The 24,870-nt window shown below is 40.0% G+C and carries 20 protein-coding genes, 1 other RNA gene and 2 pseudogenes; 17 read left to right on the plus strand and 6 right to left on the minus strand.

The genetic code is table 11. From position 1 onward, the window contains the following. Nucleotides 1-266 precede the first annotated feature (266 nt). Nucleotides 267-2,000, minus strand: a complete 1,734-nt coding sequence (gene argS / locus CKV69_RS02595) for an arginine--tRNA ligase (RefSeq protein ID WP_016532952.1) — start codon at nt 1,998-2,000, stop codon at nt 267-269. An 86-nt stretch (nt 2,001-2,086) separates the two neighbouring features. Between argS and CKV69_RS02600 the strand changes: the two genes are divergently transcribed. The 14 genes and pseudogenes from CKV69_RS02600 (at nt 2,087) to CKV69_RS02665 (ending at nt 15,651) form a co-directional block, all read left to right on the plus strand. Further along, nucleotides 2,087-2,677 carry a VOC family protein gene (locus tag CKV69_RS02600; RefSeq protein WP_016532953.1) on the plus strand — a complete coding sequence of 197 codons (591 nt, stop codon included), beginning with the start codon at nt 2,087-2,089 and terminating at the stop codon, nt 2,675-2,677. A gap of 1 nt (nt 2,678) precedes the next feature. Beyond that, a pseudogene (locus CKV69_RS02605) lies at nt 2,679-2,985 on the plus strand (hypothetical protein). Nucleotides 2,986-3,012: 27 nt separating this feature from the next. Continuing rightward, complete coding sequence (locus tag CKV69_RS02610) at nt 3,013-3,477, plus strand: outer membrane lipoprotein (protein WP_005751422.1); 465 nt, start codon at nt 3,013-3,015, stop codon at nt 3,475-3,477. Nucleotides 3,478-3,641: 164 nt separating this feature from the next. Beyond that, complete coding sequence (gene prfA / locus CKV69_RS02615) at nt 3,642-4,724, plus strand: peptide chain release factor 1 (RefSeq protein WP_005751423.1); 1,083 nt, start codon at nt 3,642-3,644, stop codon at nt 4,722-4,724. Between the two features lie 58 nt (nt 4,725-4,782). Beyond that, nucleotides 4,783-5,679, plus strand: a complete 897-nt coding sequence (prmC, locus tag CKV69_RS02620; protein ID WP_014325983.1) for a peptide chain release factor N(5)-glutamine methyltransferase — start codon at nt 4,783-4,785, stop codon at nt 5,677-5,679. A gap of 5 nt (nt 5,680-5,684) precedes the next feature. Further along, nucleotides 5,685-6,479: a SirB1 family protein gene (locus tag CKV69_RS02625; RefSeq protein WP_005722041.1), complete on the plus strand. Its 795-nt coding sequence runs from the start codon at nt 5,685-5,687 to the stop codon at nt 6,477-6,479. Between the two features lie 13 nt (nt 6,480-6,492). After that, nucleotides 6,493-7,347, plus strand: coding sequence for a 3-deoxy-8-phosphooctulonate synthase (gene kdsA, locus CKV69_RS02630; protein WP_005722043.1), 855 nt, complete (start codon nt 6,493-6,495; stop codon nt 7,345-7,347). A gap of 182 nt (nt 7,348-7,529) precedes the next feature. Continuing rightward, a complete protein-coding gene (locus CKV69_RS02635) occupies nt 7,530-8,480 on the plus strand; it encodes a 2-hydroxyacid dehydrogenase (RefSeq protein WP_014325984.1) in 951 nt (316 codons plus the stop codon). 81 nt (nt 8,481-8,561) lie between these two features. Continuing rightward, nucleotides 8,562-9,752, plus strand: coding sequence for a lipoprotein-releasing ABC transporter permease subunit (locus CKV69_RS02640; protein WP_014325985.1), 1,191 nt, complete (start codon nt 8,562-8,564; stop codon nt 9,750-9,752). A 16-nt stretch (nt 9,753-9,768) separates the two neighbouring features. Next, nucleotides 9,769-10,452, plus strand: coding sequence for a lipoprotein-releasing ABC transporter ATP-binding protein LolD (gene lolD, locus CKV69_RS02645; RefSeq protein ID WP_014325986.1), 684 nt, complete (start codon nt 9,769-9,771; stop codon nt 10,450-10,452). Next, complete coding sequence (lolE, locus tag CKV69_RS02650; protein WP_014325987.1) at nt 10,453-11,706, plus strand: lipoprotein-releasing ABC transporter permease subunit LolE; 1,254 nt, start codon at nt 10,453-10,455, stop codon at nt 11,704-11,706. Nucleotides 11,707-11,851: 145 nt separating this feature from the next. Continuing rightward, on the plus strand, nt 11,852-12,937 hold the full coding sequence (gene aroG, locus CKV69_RS02655; RefSeq protein ID WP_005726369.1) for a 3-deoxy-7-phosphoheptulonate synthase AroG: 1,086 nt from the start codon (nt 11,852-11,854) through the stop codon (nt 12,935-12,937). A gap of 221 nt (nt 12,938-13,158) precedes the next feature. Further along, a pseudogene (gene codB, locus CKV69_RS02660) lies at nt 13,159-14,385 on the plus strand (cytosine permease). Nucleotides 14,386-14,394: 9 nt separating this feature from the next. After that, nucleotides 14,395-15,651: a cytosine deaminase gene (locus CKV69_RS02665; RefSeq protein ID WP_014325988.1), complete on the plus strand. Its 1,257-nt coding sequence runs from the start codon at nt 14,395-14,397 to the stop codon at nt 15,649-15,651. Nucleotides 15,652-15,742: 91 nt separating this feature from the next. On the opposite strand, the gene CKV69_RS02670 is transcribed toward CKV69_RS02665, so the two are convergent. After that, entirely contained in the window at nt 15,743-16,765 is a 1,023-nt protein-coding gene (locus CKV69_RS02670) for a branched-chain amino acid aminotransferase (RefSeq protein ID WP_005751429.1), read from the minus strand. 471 nt (nt 16,766-17,236) lie between these two features. On the opposite strand from CKV69_RS02670, the gene CKV69_RS02675 reads away from it, so the two are divergent. Beyond that, nucleotides 17,237-18,118, plus strand: coding sequence for a transcriptional regulator GcvA (locus CKV69_RS02675; RefSeq protein WP_005726382.1), 882 nt, complete (start codon nt 17,237-17,239; stop codon nt 18,116-18,118). Further along, nucleotides 18,118-19,215, plus strand: coding sequence for a 23S rRNA (cytidine(2498)-2'-O)-methyltransferase RlmM (gene rlmM / locus CKV69_RS02680; RefSeq protein WP_005726384.1), 1,098 nt, complete (start codon nt 18,118-18,120; stop codon nt 19,213-19,215). The genes CKV69_RS02675 and rlmM overlap by 1 nt, the downstream gene beginning before the upstream one ends. A gap of 82 nt (nt 19,216-19,297) precedes the next feature. On the opposite strand, the gene CKV69_RS02685 is transcribed toward rlmM, so the two are convergent. Together CKV69_RS02685 and tesB are read right to left on the minus strand one after the other, a co-directional pair. Further along, nucleotides 19,298-20,161: a ferritin-like domain-containing protein gene (locus tag CKV69_RS02685; protein ID WP_014325990.1), complete on the minus strand. Its 864-nt coding sequence runs from the start codon at nt 20,159-20,161 to the stop codon at nt 19,298-19,300. Beyond that, the gene (gene tesB / locus CKV69_RS02690; RefSeq protein WP_005751432.1) at nt 20,158-21,036 is read right to left on the minus strand and encodes an acyl-CoA thioesterase II; all 879 of its coding nucleotides are present in this window, start codon (nt 21,034-21,036) and stop codon (nt 20,158-20,160) included. The genes CKV69_RS02685 and tesB overlap by 4 nt, the downstream gene beginning before the upstream one ends. A gap of 188 nt (nt 21,037-21,224) precedes the next feature. Here tesB and ffs point away from each other — a divergent pair. Further along, an RNA gene (gene ffs, locus CKV69_RS02695) (signal recognition particle sRNA small type) lies at nt 21,225-21,323 on the plus strand. Nucleotides 21,324-21,350: 27 nt separating this feature from the next. Here the strand turns inward: ffs and cydC are convergent. Next, a complete protein-coding gene (cydC, locus tag CKV69_RS02700; protein WP_005726387.1) occupies nt 21,351-23,081 on the minus strand; it encodes a heme ABC transporter ATP-binding protein/permease CydC in 1,731 nt (576 codons plus the stop codon). Continuing rightward, the gene (cydD, locus tag CKV69_RS02705) at nt 23,081-24,844 is read right to left on the minus strand and encodes a heme ABC transporter permease/ATP-binding protein CydD (RefSeq protein WP_014325991.1); all 1,764 of its coding nucleotides are present in this window, start codon (nt 24,842-24,844) and stop codon (nt 23,081-23,083) included. The genes cydC and cydD overlap by 1 nt, the downstream gene beginning before the upstream one ends. Nucleotides 24,845-24,870: the final 26 nt, after the last annotated feature.

The following is a 24,870-nucleotide window of genomic DNA, read 5'->3' on the forward strand; positions in this document are numbered from 1 at the left end:
AAGATTTATTGATACTCTTTTTTTATCACAGCTAAGCCGAAATCATTTTTACTTTTTTATCTTAAAAGCGTGAATTAGTTCACACTATTGAAAATACCCATTTGCTAACTAAGGTTTATTTTCGTATTCTGTGTCTAGCTAAAAATAAGTGCTATAAAAAATAGCCGACATATTTTGCTTTCCGAGTAGTGCCTTGTTTCAAGGCACTTTTTTTTGTTTCAAAAAAAGCTGATATTTCTATCAGCTTTTGTGATTGCCTTCGATGATTACATCTTATCAACAGTCTTAATACCCAACAAATCGAGTCCTTGTTTTAAGGTTTTTTCTGTTAATAATGCCAGTTTTAAGCGACTGCGTTTAATTTGTTCATCTTCATTATTCAGAATTGGGCAGTGTTCATAGAATGAAGAAAAGACACCTGCTAATTCATATAAATAGGTACACAACACATGAGGTGTGCCTTCTTTGGCAACAAATTGGATTGCTTCTTCAAATTGTAACAATTTAATCGCCAACAAGCGCTCTTTTTCATTGCTGAGCACAACAGGACTTTCGCTAAGATCCTGTTCATTTAGTTCACTACGATTGAAGATAGAGCGAATACGGGTATAGGCATATTGCATATACGGTGCGGTATTCCCTTCAAAGCTGAGCATATTATCCCAATCAAACACATAATCTGTAGTTCGATTTTTAGAGAGGTCAGCATATTTGACAGAACCAATCGCAACCGCTTCAATGACCGCCGCTTTTTCTTGTGCGGAAAGTGCGGTGCTTTTTTCCTGAATTAATTGGGTGGCACGTTCAACTGCTTCGTCGAGTAAATCTGCCAGTTTTACCGTTCCCCCAGTACGCGTTTTGAAAGGCTTTCCGTCTTTGCCTAACATCATCCCAAAGTTTTTATGTTCTAATTGGAAGCTGTCTGGCACATAACCTGCTTTACGTGTGATTAACCAAGCCTGTTGCATATGTTGGCTTTGACGTGTATCTGAAAATACCAGTGCGCGATCCGCTTTTAACGTTTCATAGCGGTATTTGGCTGCCGCAATATCTGTGGTGGTGTACAGAAATCCGCCATCTTTTTTCTGGACAATCACCCCCATTGGTTCCCCTTCTTTATTTTTAAACTCATCAAGGTAAACCACGAATGCCCCTTCGTCTTCAACGGCAAGACCTTGTTGTTTCAGATCCGCGACGATATCGGACAACATGGGATTGTATAAACTTTCTCCCATGACATCCTTTTCGGTCAATGTGACATTTAAGCGGTCATAATTGTGTTGATTTTGTTGCATGGTGATATCAACTAATTTTTTCCACATAGTGCGACAATATTCATCACCACTTTGTAATTTCACCACATAGTTACGCGCTTTTTCCGCAAAAACGGGGTCCGAGTCATAATGTTCTTTCGCCGCACGATAGAAGGCTTCTAAATCGCTCAGTTCCATTTCACTGGCACTTTCATTTTCAACTTTTTCTAGGTAAGCAATCAACATACCGAATTGGGTTCCCCAGTCACCCACATGGTTAGCACGAATCACTTTATTACCTAAAAATTCGAGTGTTCGTACGACAGCATCACCAATGATAGTGGAGCGTAAGTGACCCACATGCATTTCTTTGGCAACATTTGGTGAGGAATAATCGGCAACAACGGTTTGTGTTTCTGTGGCTTGGATACCGAGTTTGTCATCGTTGACGGCAAGGCTGATTTGTTCAGCTAACCAATTTTTATCTAAGAAAAGATTAATAAAACCAGGACCCGCGATTTCGATTTTTTCAGCTATTTCGCTTAAATCAAGTTGTTCGATAACTTGTTGTGCGAATTCACGCGGATTACGTCCAAGCTTTTTCGCTGCCGCCATAATGCCATTAGCTTGATAGTCACCAAATTGTACTTTTGCTGATTGGCGAACTAAAGCATCGGATTGGGTATCTGCACCGCTAGCAATCATGGCTTGTTGAATTTTATGAGATAAAATAGATTGAATATTCACCGTTTTATACCTAAGAATAACAATTAATAAAATAATCGGTTATGATACCGTTCTTTCCTTATTCAGAAAAGATAAAGCGAGAAAAAATGATAACTTTTAATCCTTCACATGATTTATGCAATCAATATGCTGAACATTTCGTACAATTTCGTACCTTTGAACACAATATTCAGCAATTAGCAGAAATCATGCACTTAGATCTTTCTCAATATGAAATCGATCACATTGCATTGCGTGTTAACACGGAACAAAGTGCAAAATATTGGCTGACACTCTTATTAAAATACGGTACAATTTTGTCCGATAATCTGGTGAATGGACGGATTATTTATTTGATCAAGTTAGATAGCCCCTTGCTGTTTTTGGGACAATCTATTGATGTTATTGAATTACCTTTTCCTAAAAATAAGAGTTATCTCGTTGAAGGATGGGAACATATTGAAATTGTGATGCCATTTTTGCCACATGAAACGGTAGAAAAATGGGTTGCGCGGATCAATCATACGTTTTTATGGGAACTATCGGATAATTTAAACGTCAAATTGAGTGAACCTCGAGTGGAAGGCGAACAATTACTTAATCCATCGATTGCCGTCAGCTTTGTGGATAAGCAACACAATCCTACTTGTATTAAAGTTCACCCTTATCACATAAAAAAAATTATTGAGGCTGAGTAAAATGAAGAAAGCAGCGGTATTAGCAGTGGTATTAAGTTTAGGATTAGCAGGCTGTAGTAAAAATTATAATGACCAATATCATGGTAATGGTTATCGTGCAGAAATCACTATTTAGTGAATACAATGGCGAAAATTTAACCTTAACTGTGCGTAAAAATAATTGCGAACATGAAGATGGTCCAATTGAAACAATACAAATTGGACATAAATACGATTCAACTTTGGTTGTCGGTGCTTGTGTTCGAGTACTTGACAATAATGAAGGATTAAAGAACATTTCTACCTTTAATCCAAGATCACCTTTATAATAATTCTATTTTTAAAGTAGGAGTTCTATGAAAAAAGTAACATTTGCCTTAGCTATTTTAATGAGTTTAGGCTTAGCAGGTTGCGCTAACACCGACATTTACAGTGGTAATGTGTACGAAGGTAATCAAGCAAAAGAAGTACGTTCAATTTCTTATGGTACGATTGTTTCTAGTCGTCCTGTCAAAATTCAAGCTGATAGCCAAGGAGTTCTTGGTGGCTTTGGTGGCGGTGCGCTAGGGGGTATCGTAGGTTCTGGTATCGGTGGTGGTACTGGTCAAATGATTGCAACGACAGTTGGAGCAATTGCTGGTGCAGTTATTGGCGCGAAAGCGGAAGAAAAATTGAACCAAGTAGATTCTTTAGAATTAGTGATCAAAAAAGACAACGGACAAGAAATCGTTGTTGTACAAAAATATGATCAAAGCTTAGTTCCAGGTGCGCGTGTGCGTATCGTAGGTGGTTCTAAAGTGAATGTATCTGTGATTCATTAAGATTTCTTTTATTCATGAAAAGGCTTTCAGTAACTTAACTGAAGGCCTTTTTCTTTTACTCTTAGAAACAGATTATTGGCAATATTTCTATAATTTCTTTCACAATACATGTTAGAATTATTCGATTTTTTATTTCGTTTTTGTTAATTCAGTAAGGTTAAGGAATGAAACCCACAATTATCAGTAAATTAGAAAGTTTGAAAGAGCGCCACGAGGAGCTAGAAGCACTATTGGGTGAGGCTTCTGTTATCAGTGATCAAGATAAATTTCGAGCTTACTCAAAAGAATATGCACAATTAGAAGATGTGGTGAAATGTTTTGCTCGTTGGAATCAATTAAACAGTAATATGGAAGAAGCGCAACTTTTACTCGATGATCCTAGCATGAAAGAAATGGCGCAAGAAGAAATTGAAGCATGTAAAACAGAAATCGAACAAGTTGAACAACAATTACAAATTTTATTGCTGCCAAAAGATCCAAATGATGAATATAACTGCTATCTAGAAATTCGTGCTGGAACAGGTGGGGATGAAGCCGGGATTTTTGCTGGCGATTTATTCCGTATGTATAGCCGTTATGCAGAAAGTAAACGTTGGAAAGTAGAAGTATTAAGTGCCAATGAAAGTGAGCAGGGTGGTTATAAAGAAATTATTGTGAAGGTCAATGGTGAAGGTGTTTATGGGCAATTAAAATTTGAGTCAGGTGGTCACCGTGTTCAGCGTGTTCCTAAGACCGAATCACAAGGCCGCATTCATACCTCTGCTTGTACCGTTGCTGTGATGCCAGAGTTACCTGAGTCTGAGTTACCAGAAATCAATCCATCTGATTTACGTATTGATACTTACCGTTCTTCAGGGGCGGGTGGTCAGCACGTGAATACCACAGATTCGGCGGTGCGTATTACTCATATTCCAACGGGAATTGTGGTCGAGTGTCAAGATGAGCGTTCGCAGCATAAAAACAAAGCGAAAGCCATGTCTGTATTAGCTTCACGTATTGTTCAGGCGGAAAAAGAACGTCAAGAGCAAGCTCAAGCGGATACCCGTCGTAATTTATTGGGTTCTGGTGACCGATCAGACAAAATCCGCACCTACAACTATCCACAAGGTCGTGTGACAGATCACCGTATTAACTTAACGGTTTACCGCTTAGATGAAGTGATGAATGGTAAAATTGATGAATTAATTCAACCAATTATTACTGAATATCAAGCAGATCAACTTGCTGCCTTGTCAGAGCAAGCCTAATAGATATTAAAGCGAAATCTGTAGGTGATGGATATAAACATATTCAAATGATTAAATAATGACGTATCAAGAATGGCGACAATTCGCTGAACATGTATTGATGAAAAATAAGGAGAACGATCCTTTTTTAGATGTAAAAAGTGAGAGTGTTCTCTTATTACAAACCGTCACTAAACGTTCAAAAGCGAGTATTCTCGCTTTTTCAGAAACAGTGCTAACGGAAGTAGAATTACAGCAGTTAGCACAACTTTTAATGCGTCGTGCTAAAGGTGAGCCGATTGCCTATATTCTCGGGGAAAAAGCATTTTGGTCATTGTCATTGAAAGTGTCAGAACACACGTTGATTCCTCGTCCAGATACTGAAGTTTTAGTGGAGCATGCGTTAGACTTCGCAAAACAACGAGTGACTTCAGCGCACGTTTCCGGCGAACTTTCAATACTCGATTTAGGCACAGGAACGGGGGCAATTGCATTAGCCTTAGCGGCAGAATTGACGCCGTTAACGCAAAAGTGCGGTATCAATTTAAATATTTTGGCTGTTGATCGCATTGCAGAAGCGGTCGCCTTAGCAAAAGACAATGCCAAGCAAAATGACTTAAAGGTTAACTTTTTACAAAGTGTGTGGTTTGATGCACTTAATCCAGAGATTCGCTTTGATTTGATTGTCAGTAACCCCCCTTACATTGATAAAAACGACCCGCATTTGACACAAGGTGATGTCCGTTTTGAGCCTTTATCTGCCTTAGTCGCCGCGGAAGAGGGGTATGCCGATATCCGCCATATTATTGAACAAGCCCCTTTGTTTTTAAAGCCACAAGGGGCGTTATTACTCGAACATGGCTGGCAACAAGCTGAAAAAGTGCGGTCAATTTTTCAAAAAAATTTATGGCATAAAGTTGCGACGCTAAAAGATTATAGTGGGAATGAAAGGGTAACCTTAGGTTGTTGGAGGTGAGTAGAATGAACTATGTGAAAAAAGCCCTATATGATGAAATGTTGAGTTTTTACCATACAACACTCGGTATGGAACATGAAGATCGGTTACGTCTTCGTGGGCAGATAGGCCATTTAGTCCGTGTAGCAAGAAAAGAAATTCCAGATACCTTGGAAACTAAAGCGAAAATTCATCTTCTTTTGCAGCTATTTTATGGCGAGTGGGGATTTCATTGTGATCCAGAGTCGTATTTTTTATCGTCCAATTTATACCTCAATGATGTTTTAGAAACACGTCGCGGTATGCCGGTGAGCCTGGGCGCAATTTTGTTATATATTGCAGATAAGCTCAATTTACCGCTTTACCCTGTCAATTTCCCAACCCAATTAGTGATTCGTGCGGAAGTAGAAGGAGAAGTTGCCTTTATTAACCCGTGGGATGGGCAATATATTTCGCAAGCGTTATTACATAAATGGTACGAAGGAGCGATGGGATTTGGTATGACATTGACACCCGCTGAATTAGCGATTGCGAATGTGGGCGATTTACTAGGGCGTTTCCGTCAACTTGCCAAGAATGCGTTAATTCGGGAAGAAAAAAATGATGAAGCCTTTTGTTATATTGCACGTTTAATTCATTATAATCCTGAAGATCCTTATGAAATTCGTGATAGAGGATTGGTTTTAGCGCAAATGGGCTGCTACCATGTGGCAACAGAGGATTTTCAGTATTTTATCGATCAATGCCCTCAGGACCCAACAGCGCTTTTACTGAAAAATCAGTTAGAAGAGTTAAAACAAGATACTTATCCTATACATTAAGAAGGAAAACATGATGCAAAATAAAGTGATTCGCTTAGGCGAAATTGAGATTTCTAATGATAAACCCTTTGTTTTGTTTGGGGGAATGAACGTATTAGAAAGTCGCGATATGGCGATGCAAGTGTGCGAAGCTTATGTTAAGGTCACGGAAAAATTAGGGGTGCCTTATGTGTTTAAGGCTTCTTTTGACAAGGCAAACCGCTCATCTATCCATTCTTATCGTGGACCGGGTATGGAACAAGGTCTGAAAATCTTCCAAGAGTTGAAAGACACATTTGGGGTTAAATTGATTACAGATGTACATGAAATTTATCAATGTCAACCAGTCGCTGAAGTTGTTGATATCATTCAATTACCTGCTTTTTTAGCACGTCAAACCGATTTAGTGGCAGCGATGGCAAAAACGGGCGCGATTATTAATGTGAAAAAACCACAATTTTTAAGTCCCGGTCAAATGGGGAATATCGTTGAGAAAATTGAAGAATGTGGTAATGATAACGTTATTTTATGCGATCGAGGCACCAATTTTGGTTATGACAATTTAGTTGTAGATATGTTGGGTTTTTCTGTAATGAAAAAAGTATCAAAAGGTTGCCCTGTGATTTTTGATGTGACCCACGCATTACAATGTCGTGATCCATTCGGTGCGGCCTCAGGGGGACGCCGTGGGCAAGTCACGGAATTAGCGCGCGCGGGAATGGCAGTGGGATTAGCCGGGTTATTTTTAGAAGCGCATCCGAATCCGAGTCAAGCGAAATGTGATGGGCCTTCAGCTTTACCGCTATCTGCATTAGAAGGTTTTGTACATCAAATGAAAGCGATTGATGATCTGGTGAAACATTTCCCAGAATTAGATACCGCCAATTAATTTGTGTGAAAAACGAAAGCCCTGCCTTTTCTGAGGTAGGGCTTTTTTATATGTCTATATTATTCATAAAAGTCACTTATTTTTGAATGTATTGCAAAAATTTATTATTGCGCAAATTTCTATTTGCTATCTGAAATTAAATTGGACAGAATAGAAATGCTGATAACAAAAAGGAGTGAATAATGTTAAAAATTGTTTTTCTAGATAGTACCGCGATACCTAAACATATCCCGATTCCTCGCCCAAATTTTCCACATCAATGGGTTGAATATGAGCATACGACACCAGATCAAGTCGTAGAACGTATGCAAGATGTAGACATTGCGGTAACCAGTAAAGTCCTCTTTAGTCGTGAAGTGATGCAACAATTACCTAAATTAAAATTAATCGCGATTACGGCAACAGGGACCAATAATGTGGATTTGGTGGCTGCACAAGAACTTGGAATCACGGTGAAAAATGTGACAGGGTATTCATCTACAACCGTACCAGAGCATGTGATAGGTCTGATATATGCGCTCAAACACAGTATTATGAGCTGGTATCGCGATCAGTTATCTGCAAAATGGGCAGATTGCAAACAATTTTGTTACTTTGATTATCCGATTACAGATGTGAAAGGCTCAACCCTTGGTGTCGTGGGACGAGGCTGTTTAGGTTCTGAAATCGGTCGATTAGCGACCGCACTTGGCATGAATGTACTTTATGCTGAACATAAAGGTGCGAAAACATGTCGTGAGGGTTATACCCCCTTTGAAGACGTGTTAGCACAAGCGGATATCTTGACATTACATTGCCCATTGACGGACACCACACAAAATCTGATCAATCAAGACACGTTAGCTTTGATGAAAAAAGGCGCATTTTTAATTAATACAGGGCGTGGTCCTTTAGTGGATGAACAAGCGTTAGTCGCTGCGTTAGAAAGTGGACATCTTGGTGGTGCCGCGGTTGATGTGTTAGTGAAAGAACCGCCTGAAAAAAACAACCCAATTATCCAAGCTGCCACACGTTTGCCTAATTTAATTGTTACCCCGCATATTGCTTGGGCATCCGACAGTGCGGTTACTACCTTAGTGAATAAGGTGAAACAAAACATTGAAGACTTTGTAAAAAATGAGCAGATTGCTTAACTAAATTAAATATCGTGATGTTGTTGTATGTTGTTTATGCAATAATAGCACGATATTTTTTATGACTTGATTTTGGTAAAAATGAAATTTTCTGTTCCTTTATTCATTGCATTGCGTTACTGGCGAGCAAAAAGTGCGGACCGTTTTGGACGTCTGGTTACCAATCTGGCCAGTATTGGTATTGTGTTGGGCGTGATGGCATTGATCATTGTGTTGTCAGTGATGAATGGCTTAGAACAACATCAAAAGAAGCATGTCTTAGCAAACATTCCACACGCCATTGTTATGCCAGCAACACAACGCATTACATTAACAGATGAAATGATTGTATTACCGCCTTTTGTGCAAAAAGCGGTGCCGATCAATCAAACACAAGTGATTTTACAAACAGCGACAGGCGTGAGTGCAGGTCAAGTCATTGGTGTACAACAATCGGCTGATGATCCTTTATTAATGGATATGTTGAGCCCTGATTTTGAACAAATTCTACCACCAGGTGCCTTTAATTTAGTGATTGGGGTGCAACTCGCACAAAAATTACAGCTACATATTGGCGATAAAGTGCGTTTGATGATGACGGAAAACAGTCAATATACCCCTTTCGGTCGTGTTCCCGTACAACGTCTGTTTACGGTCAGTGATATTTATTATTCAGGAGATGAAGCATCGAGTTATGAAGTTTTTGCTCATTTATCTGATATTGGACGTTTAATGCGCATTCAACCTGAGCAGGCACAAGGCTATCGTTTATTTCTGCAAGACCCTTTCCAAATTACTGAACTTCCACAATATTTTGCTGAGCAATCTTGGCAATTATACGACTGGCGTCAACAAAAAGGCGAATTTTTCCAAGCGGTGCGTATGGAAAAAAACATGATGGGACTCTTAATTAGCTTAATTATTGTTGTGGCAGTTTCTAATATTGTGACATCACTTAGCCTTATGGTCGTGGATAAACAAGGCGAGATCGCGATTTTACAAACACAAGGACTTAATAAACGCCAAGTGCGGTCGATTTTTATTTATCAAGGTTGTTTGGTCGGTTTTGTTGGTACCGTGATTGGTGCCATATTAGGTGTTCTCGTGACGCTAAACTTAGATAGGCTAGTCGGTTGGTTCAATTCTGCGGATATTTATTTACCGACGGCATTTGATCCGCTCCAGTTCATGATTATTTTATTTTTTTCGTTATTATTATCTTTAATTTCCACAATTTATCCTGCTTATCGTGCAGCGCAAATTGATCCGGCAGAAGCACTACGTTATGAATAAGAAGGCAAACTTGGATATGAAATCACACTTATTACATTGTCAGCATATTACAAAATATTATCAAGAAGGGGCGCAACAGACACAAGTTTTAAAAGACGTCTCTTTTTCGATGCAAGCAGGGGAGCTTGTCGCTATTGTCGGGAGTTCAGGGTCGGGGAAAAGCACACTCTTGCACGTGTTAGGGGGATTAGATCAGCCGACGAGTGGTGAAGTCTTTATTCAAAATCAATCATTGCAGAAAATTAATGCGAATCAGTTAGCGCAATTACGTAACCAATATTTAGGGTTTGTTTATCAATTTCATCATTTAATGGCGGATTTTAGCGCGCTTGAAAATGTGATGATGCCCATGTTAATTGGTAAGCAAAATAGATCGGAAGCGCAAGATCGTGCAGAAAAAATGTTAACTGCGGTGGGTTTATCACATCGTATCTCACATCGCCCGTCCGCCCTTTCTGGTGGAGAAAGACAGCGCGTTGCCATTGCGCGCTCATTGGTCAATCATCCCGCTTTGGTGCTGGCTGATGAACCTACTGGTAACTTAGATCGGAAAACCACAGAAAGTATTTTCGATCTGATTAAACAACTCAATCACGAACAAAATATTGCGTTTTTATTAGTCACACATGATTTAGTGCTAGCCGAAAAACTATCGCGTCGTTTAGTGATGCAAGATGGTGTATTACGTGAGGAGCATTAAATGAATACACCGTTTTTTATTAGTTGGCGTTATCAGCGGAGTAAGCAAAAAAATCGCTTAGTTTCTTTGATTTCTGCGTTTTCTAGCATTGGTATTGCACTGGGCGTTGCTGTGCTAATTGTGGGACTGAGCGCCATGAATGGATTTGAACGAGAGTTAAATCAACGCATTTTAGCGGTGGTTCCGCATGTTGAAATAATGGCTTATCCCAATGAAAAAGGTACCAGTAGTATTAAACCTTGGCAACCCTTGGTTAAAACATTAGCGCAGCATGAGCAAGTCGACGGCATTTCGCCCTATGTGACTTTTACTGCTTTAGTTGAAAATGGCACTAAACTCAAAGTGGTGCAAGTCAAAGGGGTAGAAAAGTCCGCACAAGATCAAGTCAGCGCGTTAGGGCAATTTGTATTAGATGAAGGGTGGAAGGTTTTTGAACAGCAGTCTGGTTTGATTTTAGGTTATGGCATTGCTCGTGAGCTGGACGTAGTAGCTGGGGATTGGGTGAGTTTACTGATTTCGCCACCCAATGAGCAAAATCAATTGGCTCAGCCCATTCGTCATCGCATCCAAGTCAGTGGCATTTTACGTTTAGAAGGTCAATTAGATCACAGCTATGCTTTATTACCGCTTACACAAGCTCAGACACTATTAGGTATAAGCACAGACGAAGTACATGGTGTGGAACTAAAAGTGAAACAGCCATTTCAAGTACAAACATTAACGTTTCCGATGTTACAGGACTACCCGCAAGCCCTTTATGCACAACATTGGATTCATAAATTTGGTTATATGTATCGAGATATCCAATTAATTCGTAGCGTGATGTATATCGCTATGGTATTGGTCATCGGTGTAGCTTGCTTTAATATTATTTCGACCTTGATTATGGCGGTGAAAGATAAACAAGGTGATATTGCGATTATGCGTACTTTAGGGGCAAATAATCGCTTTATTAAGCAAATTTTTATTTGGTATGGCTTGCAAGCAGGCATGAAAGGGTGTTTAATTGGCATCTTTTTAGGCATTATTTTGGCGTTAAACTTAACCTCAATCATACAGGGGATTGAATATTTACTAGGGCGGAAACTGCTATCTGATGGGATTTATTTTGTGGATTTCTTACCAAGTGAATTACATTGGCAAGATATTTTGCTCGTATTCTGTTCAGCATTAATTTTGAGTTTACTTGCTAGCCTATATCCCGCAAATCGTGCCGCCAAATTACAACCTGCACAAGTTTTGAGTCATTATTAGATGAATTATTATAAATGATACTGAAAACTAGTTTACTAGTGTGTTTATTGGTGCTGGATTGGCAGTATCAATAATTTTGATAAATAACCTATTGAAAAATAAGATTAAAAAATGAACCGTTTTATAAGAAGTAAGTGAGCGCAGTATGACAGAATATAAAAATGAAATTTATATCGAAAATGATGACACCAGAATTGATAAAATTGAACAAGTTTTACCGCCTGTGGCGTTATTAGAAAAATTTCCTGCCAGTGATGTGGCAGTAGAAACCGTCAGACAAACACGAAAAAAAGCACATAATATTATTCATCGAAAAGATGACCGTTTATTAGTTGTCATGGGACCTTGTTCCATTCATGATCCTGTTTCTGCGCTGGAGTATGCGAAACGGATTAAAATGATGCGCGAAAAATACCAAGATAGCTTGGAGATTATTATGCGTGTCTATTTTGAAAAACCGCGGACCACAGTAGGGTGGAAAGGCTTGATTAATGATCCTCACCTAAATGGTACCTTTGAGCTGAATGAAGGGTTGCGTCTTGCGCGTAAATTATTATCGGACGTTAATGATTTAGGGGTACCGGCTGCGGGTGAATTTTTGGATATGATTACACCACAATATCTGGCTGATTTCATGAGTTGGGGGGCGATTGGTGCCAGAACCACAGAATCACAGGTGCACCGTGAGCTTGCCTCAGGTCTATCTTGTGCAGTTGGTTTTAAAAATGGCACGAATGGCGGGGTCAGAATCGCGTTAGATGCGATTGGGGCAGCAGAAGCACCACATTATTTTCTTTCTGTCACGAAATTTGGTCATTCTGCGATTGTATCTACAAAAGGGAATGAAGACTGCCACATTATTTTACGAGGCGGTGATAAAGGTCCTAATTATGATGCAGAGCATATTGCTATGGTTTGTGCAGAGATCGAAAAAACAGGGCGTATTCCACATGTGATGGTCGATTTTAGCCATGCTAACAGTTGTAAACAATTTAAAAAACAATTGGAAGTTTGTGACAGTGTTTGCCAGCAAATCGCTATGGGTTCTACTCAAATCTTTGGTGTGATGGTAGAAAGCCATCTTGTTGAAGGGCGACAAGATTTAGTAGATGGAAAAGCGGTCACTTATGGGCAGAGTATCACGGACGCTTGTATTGGGTGGGAAGATAGCGAGAAAGTTTTGGAATCGCTTTCAAAGGCTGTCATCCAACGCCGAAATTTGCAGCAATAAATACAGGTTAAAGCGTCAGTGAATCTGGCGCTTTTTCTTTTCCTCTCAGTCAGATAGCATAATTCTCTTTTATCCTCCCTTTATTTTCCTCTTTAACCTTGTTTTTATCCTCTTAATATGCGGTTAACTATTTTTGCATTTCTTAAAGCAAACGTTTGCCTTTCTAAATAAGCGGATTATAATACAGCGATTTTTTATTTTTTGACCAAAAGGAATTAAAAATGAGTTTAGATAACTTTAGTTTGAAACCGGTACCACAACATGAGCGTAAAGGGGGTATTGCGCTGACATTTGTGATGTTAGGTTTGACATTTTTCTCTGCAAGTATGTGGACGGGTGGCACTTTAGGCACTTCACTGCACTATGACGATTTTTGGACCGCTATTTTGATTGGTAACTTAATGCTAGGGGTCTATACCGCTTGTTTAGGTTATATTGGCGCCAAAACGGGGCTAACCACGCATATTCTGGCACGTTATTCTTTTGGGGTAAAAGGCTCATGGTTACCGTCTTTATTGCTTGGTGGAACACAAGTTGGTTGGTTTGGTGTTGGGGTGGCGATGTTCGCTATTCCGGTCAATAAAGTCACGGGAATTGATGTAAATACGTTAATTATTGCATCGGGATTATTAATGACCGTAACGGTGTATTTTGGGATTTCTGCCCTGACAGTATTATCTGCCGTTGCTGTGCCTGCGATTGCTGTTTTAGGTTCTTATTCTGTGTATTTAGCGGTAACAGACGCAGGAGGACTAGATGTACTCAGAAGTATTGTTCCGAAAGAACAAATGCCTCTCTCTATGGCGATTACTCTAGTAGTGGGTTCTTTTATTAGTGCGGGGAGCTTAACTGCGGATTTTGTCCGCTTTGGGCGTGTACCGAAACAAGCGATTCTTATCAGCATGATCGCGTTCTTCCTAGGTAACTCGTTGATGTTTATTTTTGGTGCCGCTGGGGCGTAAGTAAAAGGCATGGCAGATATTTCTGATGTTATGGTCGCGCAAGGGTTAATCTTACCTGCCATTATTGTATTAGGTTTAAACATTTGGACCACTAACGATAACGCGCTTTATGCGTCAGGCTTAGGTTTTGCCAATATTACCGGGTTAAGTAGCCGTATTTTATCCATGGTGAATGGCGTGATTGGCACATTGTCTGCATTATGGCTATATAATAATTTTGTTGGCTGGCTCACTTTCTTATCTTCAGCAATTCCACCTGTGGGAGGCGTTATTATTGCGGATTACTTGCTACGTCGTAAATCTTATCAAGATTTTGAACAAGCCAAATTCGTGACTATTAATTGGACCGCGATTATTGCTGTCGCGATAGGTGTCGCTTGTGGTAAATATTTACCGGGTATTATTCCTGTCAACGCAGTATTGGGTGGGGCACTGTCTTATCTTCTTCTTAATCCATTCTGTGCAAAAATCTTAGCAACCAAATAGGAGTGCATCATGTTAATTAAAAACGTTCATCTTGCTGATCGAGAAGGGCTTTGGCAAATTTTGATTGAGGATCAAAAAATAGTGCAAATTTGTGCCAATGATGAAGTAATAAACTATGTCGGCGAAATTGTTGATGCAGAAAATGGTATTGCTTATCCACCTTTTGTTGAACCCCATATTCATTTAGACGCAACACAAACGGCAGGACAACCGAATTGGAACCAATCAGGCACCTTGTTTGAAGGCATTGAACGTTGGGCAGAGCGTAAATCCTTATTGAGTCATGAAGATGTGAAAGCCCGTGCATGGAAAACGTTAAAATGGCAAATTGCAAATGGGGTGCAATATGTGCGTACGCATGTGGATGTATCTGATCCCACGTTAACGGCACTGAAAGCGATGCTTGAAGTGAAAAAAGAAGTAGCACCTTGGATTGATTTGCAAATTGTGGCTTTTCCACAAGAAGGGATTTTGTCTTATCCTAATGGTGAAGCATTACTTGATCAAGCGATGGCGATGGGGGCGGATGTAGTAGGAGGCATTCCACATTTTGAATTTACACGTGAGTATGGCGTCGAGTCCATGCATATTGCGTTTAAGATTGCGCGTAAATACGGAAAACAAATTGATATTCATTGTGACGAAATTGATGATGAACAGTCGCGTTTTGTGGAAACCGTTGCTGCTTTAGCCTTGAAATATGAAATGGGGGATAAAGTCACCGCGAGCCATACGACTGCAATGCACTCTTATAATGGTGCTTATGCCTCGCGTTTATTCCGTTTGTTAAAATTGTCAGGCATTCATTTTGTGGCGAATCCACTGGTGAATATCCATTTGCAAGGGCGTTTTGATACTTATCCAAAACGTCGTGGTATTACCAGAGTGAAAGAAATGCTGAAAAATAACATTAATGTGTGTTTCGGTCATGATGATGTGTTTGATCCTTGGTATCCATTGGGCACAGCCAATATGCTACAAGTATTACATATGGGGTTACATGTTTGTCAATTAATGGGTTATGGGCAAATTAATGAAGGGCTAAAATTAGTGACTGAAAATAGTGCAAAAGCATTAGGTTTAACGGACTATGGTATTCAGGTTGGGCATTCGGCAAACTTGATTATTCTACCTGCAGAAAATGGTTTTGATGCGGTAAGAAGACAAGTACCAACACGTTATTCTATTCGTGCAGGTAAGATTATTGCAGAAACGAAATTGGCAGAAACGCAAATTTATCTTGCAGAGAAAGTCAGTTACAGCTAAATATAGCGTGATGATATCTCATCAATAAGACATAAAAGTGCGGTCGAAAATCTTGAAGTTTTCGACCGCACTTATGTTTCTTTGCTAAGGGTTAGTTATCTACTTTAACAATCCAACCTTCAGGGGCTTCAACATCACCAAATTGGATACCCACTAATTCATTGTAGAGTTTGGTGGTGATTTCACCGACTTCCGTTTCAGAGTAGAACACATGGAAGTTATCACCATATTGAATACCACCAATCGGTGTGATGACGGCGGCAGTACCACAAGCGCCCGCTTCTTTAAATTGATCTAATTGATCGATATACACATCCCCTTCTTCTGTTTCTAAACCTAACCGCGCTTTAGCGAGATAGAGTAACGAGTATTTCGTGATACTTGGCAGAATTGACGGCGAAAGCGGAGTAATAAATTTGTTATCTTTTGTGATACCGAAGAAATTCGCTGACCCCACTTCTTCAATTTTGGTGTGTGTGGTCGGGTCTAAATAAATACAGTCACCAAAGCCGTTTTGTTTGGCTTCTTTACCAGGATAAAGACTTGCTGCGTAATTTCCACCCACTTTTGCTGCCCCGGTTCCTTGCGGTGCGGCGCGATCATAATTTGAAACTAAGAAATTGGTCGGTTTTAAGCCACCTTTAAAATAAGCGCCAACAGGGCAGCAGAAAATCGAGAAAATATATTCTGGCGCAGGATTGACGCCGACATTGTCACCTACACCAATCAAGAAAGGGCGTAAATAGAGGGTGGCACCAGTACCATAAGGCGCTAACCATGCTTGATTCGCTTTGACCACTTGTTTACAGGCATCAATAAACATGTCTGTTGGCACTTCAGGCATCAATAAACGGCGACAACTGCGTTGCATACGTTCTGCATTTTGATCAGGGCGGAACAAGTTAATCGAACCGTCTTTACAGCGATAAGCTTTGAGTCCTTCAAAGCATTGTTGCCCATAATGAAGTGCGGTTGAACCTTCACTAATATGCAGTACATTATCTTGTGTCAGCTCGCCTTTTGACCACTTTCCGTCTTTCCAATAAGCGATATAGCGATAATCTGTTTTAATATAGCCAAAGCCTAAATTTTTCCAATCAAGATCTTTTATCATTATTATGTCCTTTTATTGTGTTTGGTGATGTTTTTAATCTACACCATTCTTCATGGCTTGCAAGTCTTTATCTGAAAAAAAGATTAAGATTAAAGAAAAAACGGAACAGCAAATATTTAATCGGAACACAAGCAATGTGAGCAGGTCTATGTTAGAATCGAACAGATAAAAAAACACCGCTCGATAGAGCGGTGTTTAACCAAAAGGGTCTAAAATAAATATACAGGAAGTGAAAATAAGTAACTTAAGATAAGTTACTCTGTTTGGTTTCCCAAACAATATGCAAACACAACATCATACTTAAGTCCGAAACTCTTAACCAGTAAGGAATTACCAATCATTAAGTATGCGCGCATTTTAGAGGGAAATAAGAGAGTGGACAATCGATATTTTTTTATATGAAGCATTAGAAAAACTAATGTGAAGAAACACGCTATATTATAGATCAAAAAGTAAACATTGAGAAGAAATATGTATAAACGTTTGCCTCCCTTGAATTCATTGAAAGCATTTGAATCCGCCGCTAGGCATTTAAGTTTCACAAAAGCTGCAGAAGAATTATTTGTGACACAAGCAGCAATCAGCCATCAAATAAAATTATTAGAAGATTTTTTAGGTATAACCTTATTCAAACGTAAAAATCGATCGCTGGAATTAACCGAATTAGGCAAAGCTTACTTCACGGATGTGAATAAAATTTTACGGCGATTGGTAGAAGCAACAGAGAAATTATTAGCCCAGAAAAATGATAAGCACTTAACGATTAGTGTCCCGCAGACCTTTGGTATGCAATGGTTAGTACCACATTTAAGTGAGTTTAATCAACGCTATCCGGAGATTGAAGTACGCTTAAAAGGGGTAGATCAGGATGAAGGGGTTTTAAATAAAGATATTGATATTGCTATTTATTATGGGCAAGGAAACTGGGATAATCTGCAGGTTGAAAAGTTAGTGGAAGAAAATCTTCTTATTCTCGCTTCACCAAAACTCTTAGCGCACAATCCTATTCACAGCAAAGAAGATTTGAAACATCATACCCTGATTCATATCCATACCCGTGATAATTGGCAGAACATGGCAAATTTTTTACAGTTAGAAGATTTAAATATTCAGCAAGGTCCCTTGTTTAGCCATACTTTTATGGCGTTGCAAGCCGCAATTCATGGTCAGGGGTTGGTTTTGGCGAATCGTTTGTTAGCCCAACAGGAAATTGATCATGGTCACTTACAAATTGTGTTACCGACCAATTTACATGATCCTAAATCTTTTTATGTGGTGAATCATTTTGATGTAAATGATGAACGTATCCAAGCATTTCGCGCTTGGATCATTGAAACAATGAAACAAAAATAATGAATAAATTAGTATTATATTGCCGTCCTGGCTTTGAAAAAGAACTTGCCGCTGAAATCAGTGAAAAAGCGGCTGAACTGGGCATATTTGGTTTTGCCAGAGTAGAGGAAAATCAAGGCTATGTGATTTTTGAATGTTACCAAACCGACGATGCCGATCGCCTAGCGCGTGAAATTCCTTTTAATCAACTGATTTTTGCCCGCCAAATGATCGTCGTATCTGACCTTTTAGCCGATCTCCCAGTTCAAGATCGCATTAGTCCGATTATTCAGCAATACCAAGCGATAGCCCATCGAATCAATTTAACATACAGCACCGAATTACTTGTTGAAACAGCCGATACGAATGAGGCAAAATCACTGTCTGCTTTTTGTCGCAAATTTACCGTGCCATTACGCCAAGCCCTAAAAAAACAAGGTTGGTTACAGGGGACTCGACATCATAAACAAGGGCTGACATTACATATTCTGATGTTAGATTCAACTCAATGTTATGTGGGGTATTCTTATAATCATAATCATTCTGAGCATTTTATGGGGATTCCGCGTTTGAAATTTCCGCTAGATGCGCCAAGCCGTTCAACGTTAAAATTAGAAGAAGCCATTCTGACTTTCCTGTCTAGGGAAGAAGAAAAGAAACGTTTGAATGAGCAAATGTATGCTGTGGATTTGGGCGCTTGCCCCGGTGGTTGGACATATCAGCTCGTCAAGCGTGGATTATTTGTTTATGCGGTCGATCACGGCAAAATGGCGGCGAGCTTACACGATACCGGACGTATTGAGCATTGCGCGGAAGATGGCTTTAAATTTCAACCACCGAAACGCAGCAAAATTGATTGGTTGGTCTGTGATATGGTGGAACAACCTAGCCGAATCAGCCAATTAATCCTCAAGTGGTTAGTGAATGGCTGGTGCCATGAAACGATTTTTAATTTGAAATTGCCGATGAAAAAACGCTATCTTGAAGTGAAAAAATGTTTGCAGATGATCGAGGAAAGCTTAGAAAAACAGGGATTCCGTTACCATATTCAAGCGAAACATTTATATCATGATAGAGAAGAAATTACGGTGCATATTGCCGTCAAAGCGTTGGACTAACTGATGGATGAACAACACACCGCCTTGATAAAGTGCGGTGTGTTTTTTTGATTTTTTTATGTAAAAGGTAGGGGAGAGGACACTACTGATTGCCTGTTTTTAAATAGCTTTTTAAGGTTTGTTCAATTTCATAGATCCAATCTAATTCATATTGTGTAAAACCCGCTTGTAAACGTGCATCTGTATTAATGACACCTTTGAAAATCACAATACGATATTTACGCAGTAATTCAGCAAAAGATTGCATCGCATCTAGTCCGCGTTTCTCTGACAGGGCATGATACCAGTGATTACCAATGCCAACATGCCCGATCTCATCACGTAAAATCACATCAAGAATTTCCACTGCTGCAAAATCTTTCCGTTGACGGATTTTATCTTGTAACACTGGTGTGGCATCCAAACCTCGCGCTTCAAGAACACGCGGAACGAGTGCCATACGTTCCCAAATATCATGTGCGGTCGCTTGTGCCATTTCCCATAAACCCGCATGTGCCTCAAAATCACCGTACTGATAGCCTAAGCTTTTCAAATGTTGATTGAGCAAACTAAAGTGGGTACTTTCCTCACGCGCTACCCGTAGCCAATCCTTAACAAATGCCATGCCTTGATTCAGTTCTTGTTGTGCACAGCGACCAAAACGCCAAGCCGCATCCAGTCCAAGATTAATCGCATTAAATTCAATGTGTGCAATGGCATGTAACGTGGCAGCATACCCTTCCTCTGTGGCAAAAGCCCGTTTGGGCACGTCTTTCGGCGCGACACAAAGGGGTCTAGTTGGAAAACCAGCGATATCTTGTGTGGCATTGACCTCAGGAAAATCTGATATACAAGAGAATTGCACTTGAGGCAGTAATTCATCATATAAATGATTGACGAGTGCACATTTCTCTTCTGGGCGTGTTTCAGTTAATGCTTCTGTGATGGCATGCCAAAGTGCGGTCATTTTTCACCTCCTTTTTCAGGTGTATAACGAATTAAGCCTTCTTGCTGCGTCGTAGCAATTAAACGACCTTGGCGGTCAAAAATTTGCCCTCGTGCCAAACCACGTGCAGCAAAAGCATTATTGCTTTCAATGGCATAGAGCAACCAATCATTTAAATCAAAAGGACGGTGGAACCAAATAGAATGATCAATTGTGGCTACTTTCATCCCCGGTTGTAAAAAGCCTTTTTGGTGGGGATGAAGTGCGGTTAATAAACAATGAAAATCGGAAAAATAAGCCAGTAAACATTGTTGGATTTTGTGATCTTGTGGTGCATGACCATTGGCTTTTACCCAAGCAAATTGTTCTGCGGGTAGTTGGCTGCCATGAAAGGGATTGTTGATATATTTGGTGCGGATATCAAAAGGGCGCTCTGCGGTGAATTTGGCACGAATGGCTTCGGGAATATGAGGTGCCAGTTTTTGAATAATCACACTTTCTGCGATCAATTGATCGGGGGATTCTACATCCGGCATTTTACTTTGATGATCAAACCCTTGCTCTGCTTTTTGGAAAGAGGCGGTAATATGGCAAATCGGCTCATTGTGTTGAATCGCTTTGACGCGTAAAGCAGTAAAATTACGTCCTTCGCGCAAGGTTTCCACATCATAAATAATCCCATGTTGACTATCGCCCGGCGAAAGAAAATAAGCATGGCAAGAGTGCAAAACACGATCCGGCGGGGCGACCTGTATTGCCGCGGATAAGGCTTGTGCGACGACTTGACCACCAAATACTTGGCGTAAACCTAAATCTTCACTTTTGCCACGAAAAAGGAAATCATCGAGGCGTTCAAGTTGTAATAAGGCAATTAAATTATTCAGGACATTCGACATATTTTGTTCCTTATTGTGAATAGGGTATAGAATACGAGAACGGTTTTTGTTTAGAAAACCGCTAAACGTTATAAAATATAAGCAATCCCACGGAAATCGCACATCAATGTTTGCAATATCTCAAATCTTGTTGCATAATACGCGACCTAATCACTTGACGAAAGCACAGTGATTATCCTATGGAAACCTTCTCGGTTCCTCGCAATGGTGTCTGGTTTACCCGGTCAGGTTCGGAAGAAAGCAGCCAAAGTCAGAATTTCTGTGTGCCGAGATCAAGCTGGGAAGGTTTCCACCCAACGCTATCCTTCTCTTCCTTAAATCCGTTCAATCAACTGTCTAAAATAACCTTGTTCTAACTGGCTGAGCTCGTGATAATTGCCTTGTTCAATTAATGTTGCTTCATCAATCATACAAAGCAAATCAAATTGATCAATAAAGGTTAATCGATGAGTAACCATTAAAAGAGTTTTGCCTTGCGCGTGCGCTAAAATTAGACGTAAAATTTGGCGTTCAGTTTCACGATCTAGCCCTTCTGTGGGTTCGTCTAATAAAAGAATAGGGGCGTTATTTAATAATACACGTGCCAAGCCTAAACGACGTTGTTCTCCACCAGAAAGCGGACGACCGCCGTCGCCAAGCCAGCTATCAAGCCCTTCATCTTGAGTAAGCAATTTTTCTAGTCCGACTTGCTGTAATACCGCGATCATTTTTTCATCGTCGATCAGATTTGCGTTCGCTATTTGCAAATTATTGCGCAAGGTGTCACTAAAGACATGAACACGTTGGGTCAAAAAGCAAATTTGCTCACGTAATGCTTGTTCACTGTAGTGTTGGATAGGTTTGCCTGCAAGTCGTAAGTTACCTTGTTCTGCATCATAATTACGTACTAAAAGTTGTAAAAGAGTTGATTTACCACTCCCGGTTTTACCTAAAATCGCGACTTTTTGTCCACTTAAAATCCTTAAATTAAGGCGATTGAGCGCAAGATTGTCGCGTGTAGGATAACGGAACGACAGATTTTCTGCCTCAATTAAAGGTTGTTCTGTTTGTTCAAATTGTTCATTTCCATCAAAGCTCACTAATGCCTTTTGTGCAATGATATCATTGACATTTTCCGCTGAAGCAATCACCTGTCCAATATGCAAAAACGCAGCACCAATGGGCATTAAAATTTCAAAAGAAGCCAGTGCCGAAAAGGTAAACAATGCCATCAGTGCGGCTTTATAGGTTCCATTGCCAAGATCGGCTTCTGCAGCAAACCATAAAGTCGCTGACAAAATAAACCCATTTACTAGTAATAAAATTGCACTGGAAAGCCCTGCTAAATTGGCTTCTTTTTGTTGATACGCTTGCCATGCTTGTTCTGTTTGGTTGAGTTTTTGTTGGTGTTGTGTGCTTGCGTTAAATAACAATAATTCTGCTTGGGCTTGAATAAATTCAACAAATTGCGTGCGATAAGTGGCACGTGAGCTAATTAATTTCTCACCAAACTTTGTGCCTAAATGATAAAAAACAGTAGGGATAATCAATAAAAAACAGAGTAAGGTTAAACCAATAAACAGTGCTAACGGGACATGAATAAAGCTTAATCCGAATGTAATCAAACCGATCACGACAATGGCGCTGATAAAGGGGGCAATTAAACGCAAATATAAGCTATCTAGCGTATCTACATCTGCCACTAAACGATTTAATAAATCACTGTTGCGATAACGGTTAAGTACCGCGGGACTGAGGGGAATGATGCGACGAAAAACTTGTACACGCAATTTGGCTAATACACGGAAAGTGGCATCATGGGTCACCACTTTTTCAAAATAGCGTGCTACGGTACGTCCAATTGCAAGTCCACGTACACCAGCGGAAGGGTAGAAGAAATTAAATAATGTCCCCACACCAGCAATTGCCGTTGCAGCTAAAAACCAACCGGATAGGGTGAGCAAACCAATACTGGCGGCTAAGCCAGTAATCATTAATAGGACGCCGAGAAATAGCGTCAACTTAGCATGTTTAAAAAGACGTAAAAAAGGGAAGAGTGCACGCATTAATTTACATCCTGTTTTCGTTGGGTCAATAATTCAGCAAAGAACCCCGTATTTTTTAATTGTTCAAAATGCCCTTGTTGAACAATTGCACCTTGTTGCATGACTAAAATCGTGTCACATTGTTTTAAATCTTCAATACGATGCGTAATCATCAAAGTGGTTTGTTGCTGACTCATGTGTTGTAAAGCTTGCAAAACGAGATTTTCAGACTGTGCGTCTAAACTGGCAGTTGGTTCATCGAGTAAAAGTAAATGACCTTGACGCAGCAAGGCGCGAGCAATCGCTAAACGTTGCGCTTGTCCCACAGAAACACCAAGCCCACCATCCTTAATTTCGCTGTTTAGTCCCAGTTTATCTGTGAATTCTTTGGCTTGTGCTAAACACAAAGCCTGATCAATTTGTGCGTCTGTTGCCTCAATATCGCCTAATAAGAGATTTTCTTTGATGCTTCCTTGTAATAACAGCGGGTTTTGTCCTACCCAAGCAATATGTTTACGCCATTGTGTAATATTCATCTCTTTGAGTTCAATACCATTGATTTTTAAGCTTCCTTGATAGGCTAGAAAGCCGAGAATTGCGTTGAATAAGGACGTTTTTCCTGCACCACTTTGTCCAACAATAGCCGTGTGGCTTCCTGCAGGTAACGAAAAATTGAGGGCTTGAGTTAATGGCTTTCCTTGTGGCGAGAGAATCACAAGGTTTTCTGCGCAGATTTCCACCGCACTTTCGATATGGGGATTCTGTTGTGCTGTTGACTGTGCCGTTGTGTGATTGGCTTCTAAGAAGTCGACAATCACGTCCGCTGCGCCAATTCCAGCGGCACGATCATGGTAATATGTGCCGAGATCACGCAAGGGTTGGTAAAACTCTGGCGCTAAAATTAAACAAAAGAAACCAACAAATAAGGTAAGAGGGGCATCATAGGTACCAAAGTTTAATTCACCTAAATAACTGAATCCAAAATATACCGCCATTAGCGCAATTGAAATGGAAGTAAAAAACTCTAAGACGGCAGAGGAAAGAAATGCCATCTTTAATACGTCCATCGTTGTTTCGCGAAAATCTTCGGTATTTTTTTCGATATGTTGTGTTTGTTCTTCAGTGCGATTAAAGAGACGTAGGGTTTCTAAACCGCGTAAACGGTCTAAAAATTGTCCGCTCAGTTTGGCTAAGGTCGCCATATTTTTCTGACTACTGTCTGCCGCCGCAATCCCAACTAAAATCATAAAAATCGGGATGAGTGGCGCGGTGATCATGAGAACTAAACCTGCCGCCCAGTTTAAGGGAAAAATCGCGATTAAAATGACAACGGGGACAATGGCAGACAGTGCCTGTTGGGGTAAATAGCGCGCATAGTAATTATGGAGGTTTTCCACTTGCTCTAACATAATGGTCGCCCAGCTCCCCGCGGGTTTATTGTTAATGGTGGCGGGACCGACTTGATGGATTTTGTCTAAGATCTTCTGACGCAAAATATTGCGTAAAATTCGACCGCACTTAAAGCCAATTTGTTCACGTACCCATAAAATGATAGCACGTAGAGCAAAGCCAATAACTAAGCCAATAAAAGAAGGGAGTAATTCATGCCTTGCTGTATTGAGCATGATCAAGTGATGGAGAAGATTCGCTAAAAAGTAGGTATTTATCACTAAGATCACCGAAGATACCGAAGCCAGCATAATATTAAGATTTAATAGTCTTCTGATGGGTTTCTGTTGTGACCAAAGCCATTTTTGTAAATATTTTTGGCGAGATTTTTCCATAACTGTCCGATTATTGATTCCGTAAG

The sequence above is a fragment of the Pasteurella multocida genome, assembly GCF_900187275.1.
Classification (GTDB): Bacteria; Pseudomonadota; Gammaproteobacteria; order Enterobacterales; family Pasteurellaceae; genus Pasteurella; species Pasteurella multocida.

Excerpts from the sequence above, each read along its gene's own strand:
- CKV69_RS02600 (WP_016532953.1), top strand. The coding sequence starts at position 2,087 with ATGATAACTTTTAATCCTTCACATGATTTATGCAATCAATATGCTGAA.
- CKV69_RS02610 (WP_005751422.1), top strand. The coding sequence starts at position 3,013 with ATGAAAAAAGTAACATTTGCCTTAGCTATTTTAATGAGTTTAGGCTTA.
- prfA (WP_005751423.1), top strand. The coding sequence starts at position 3,642 with ATGAAACCCACAATTATCAGTAAATTAGAAAGTTTGAAAGAGCGCCAC.
- prmC (WP_014325983.1), top strand. The coding sequence starts at position 4,783 with ATGACGTATCAAGAATGGCGACAATTCGCTGAACATGTATTGATGAAA.
- CKV69_RS02625 (WP_005722041.1), top strand. The coding sequence starts at position 5,685 with ATGAACTATGTGAAAAAAGCCCTATATGATGAAATGTTGAGTTTTTAC.
- kdsA (WP_005722043.1), top strand. The coding sequence starts at position 6,493 with ATGCAAAATAAAGTGATTCGCTTAGGCGAAATTGAGATTTCTAATGAT.
- CKV69_RS02635 (WP_014325984.1), top strand. The coding sequence starts at position 7,530 with ATGTTAAAAATTGTTTTTCTAGATAGTACCGCGATACCTAAACATATC.
- CKV69_RS02640 (WP_014325985.1), top strand. The coding sequence starts at position 8,562 with ATGAAATTTTCTGTTCCTTTATTCATTGCATTGCGTTACTGGCGAGCA.
- lolD (WP_014325986.1), top strand. The coding sequence starts at position 9,769 with ATGAAATCACACTTATTACATTGTCAGCATATTACAAAATATTATCAA.
- lolE (WP_014325987.1), top strand. The coding sequence starts at position 10,453 with ATGAATACACCGTTTTTTATTAGTTGGCGTTATCAGCGGAGTAAGCAA.
- aroG (WP_005726369.1), top strand. The coding sequence starts at position 11,852 with ATGACAGAATATAAAAATGAAATTTATATCGAAAATGATGACACCAGA.
- CKV69_RS02665 (WP_014325988.1), top strand. The coding sequence starts at position 14,395 with ATGTTAATTAAAAACGTTCATCTTGCTGATCGAGAAGGGCTTTGGCAA.
- CKV69_RS02670 (WP_005751429.1), bottom strand. The coding sequence starts at position 16,765 with ATGATAAAAGATCTTGATTGGAAAAATTTAGGCTTTGGCTATATTAAA.
- CKV69_RS02675 (WP_005726382.1), top strand. The coding sequence starts at position 17,237 with ATGTATAAACGTTTGCCTCCCTTGAATTCATTGAAAGCATTTGAATCC.
- rlmM (WP_005726384.1), top strand. The coding sequence starts at position 18,118 with ATGAATAAATTAGTATTATATTGCCGTCCTGGCTTTGAAAAAGAACTT.
- CKV69_RS02685 (WP_014325990.1), bottom strand. The coding sequence starts at position 20,161 with ATGACCGCACTTTGGCATGCCATCACAGAAGCATTAACTGAAACACGC.
- tesB (WP_005751432.1), bottom strand. The coding sequence starts at position 21,036 with ATGTCGAATGTCCTGAATAATTTAATTGCCTTATTACAACTTGAACGC.
- cydC (WP_005726387.1), bottom strand. The coding sequence starts at position 23,081 with ATGCGTGCACTCTTCCCTTTTTTACGTCTTTTTAAACATGCTAAGTTG.
- cydD (WP_014325991.1), bottom strand. The coding sequence starts at position 24,844 with ATGGAAAAATCTCGCCAAAAATATTTACAAAAATGGCTTTGGTCACAA.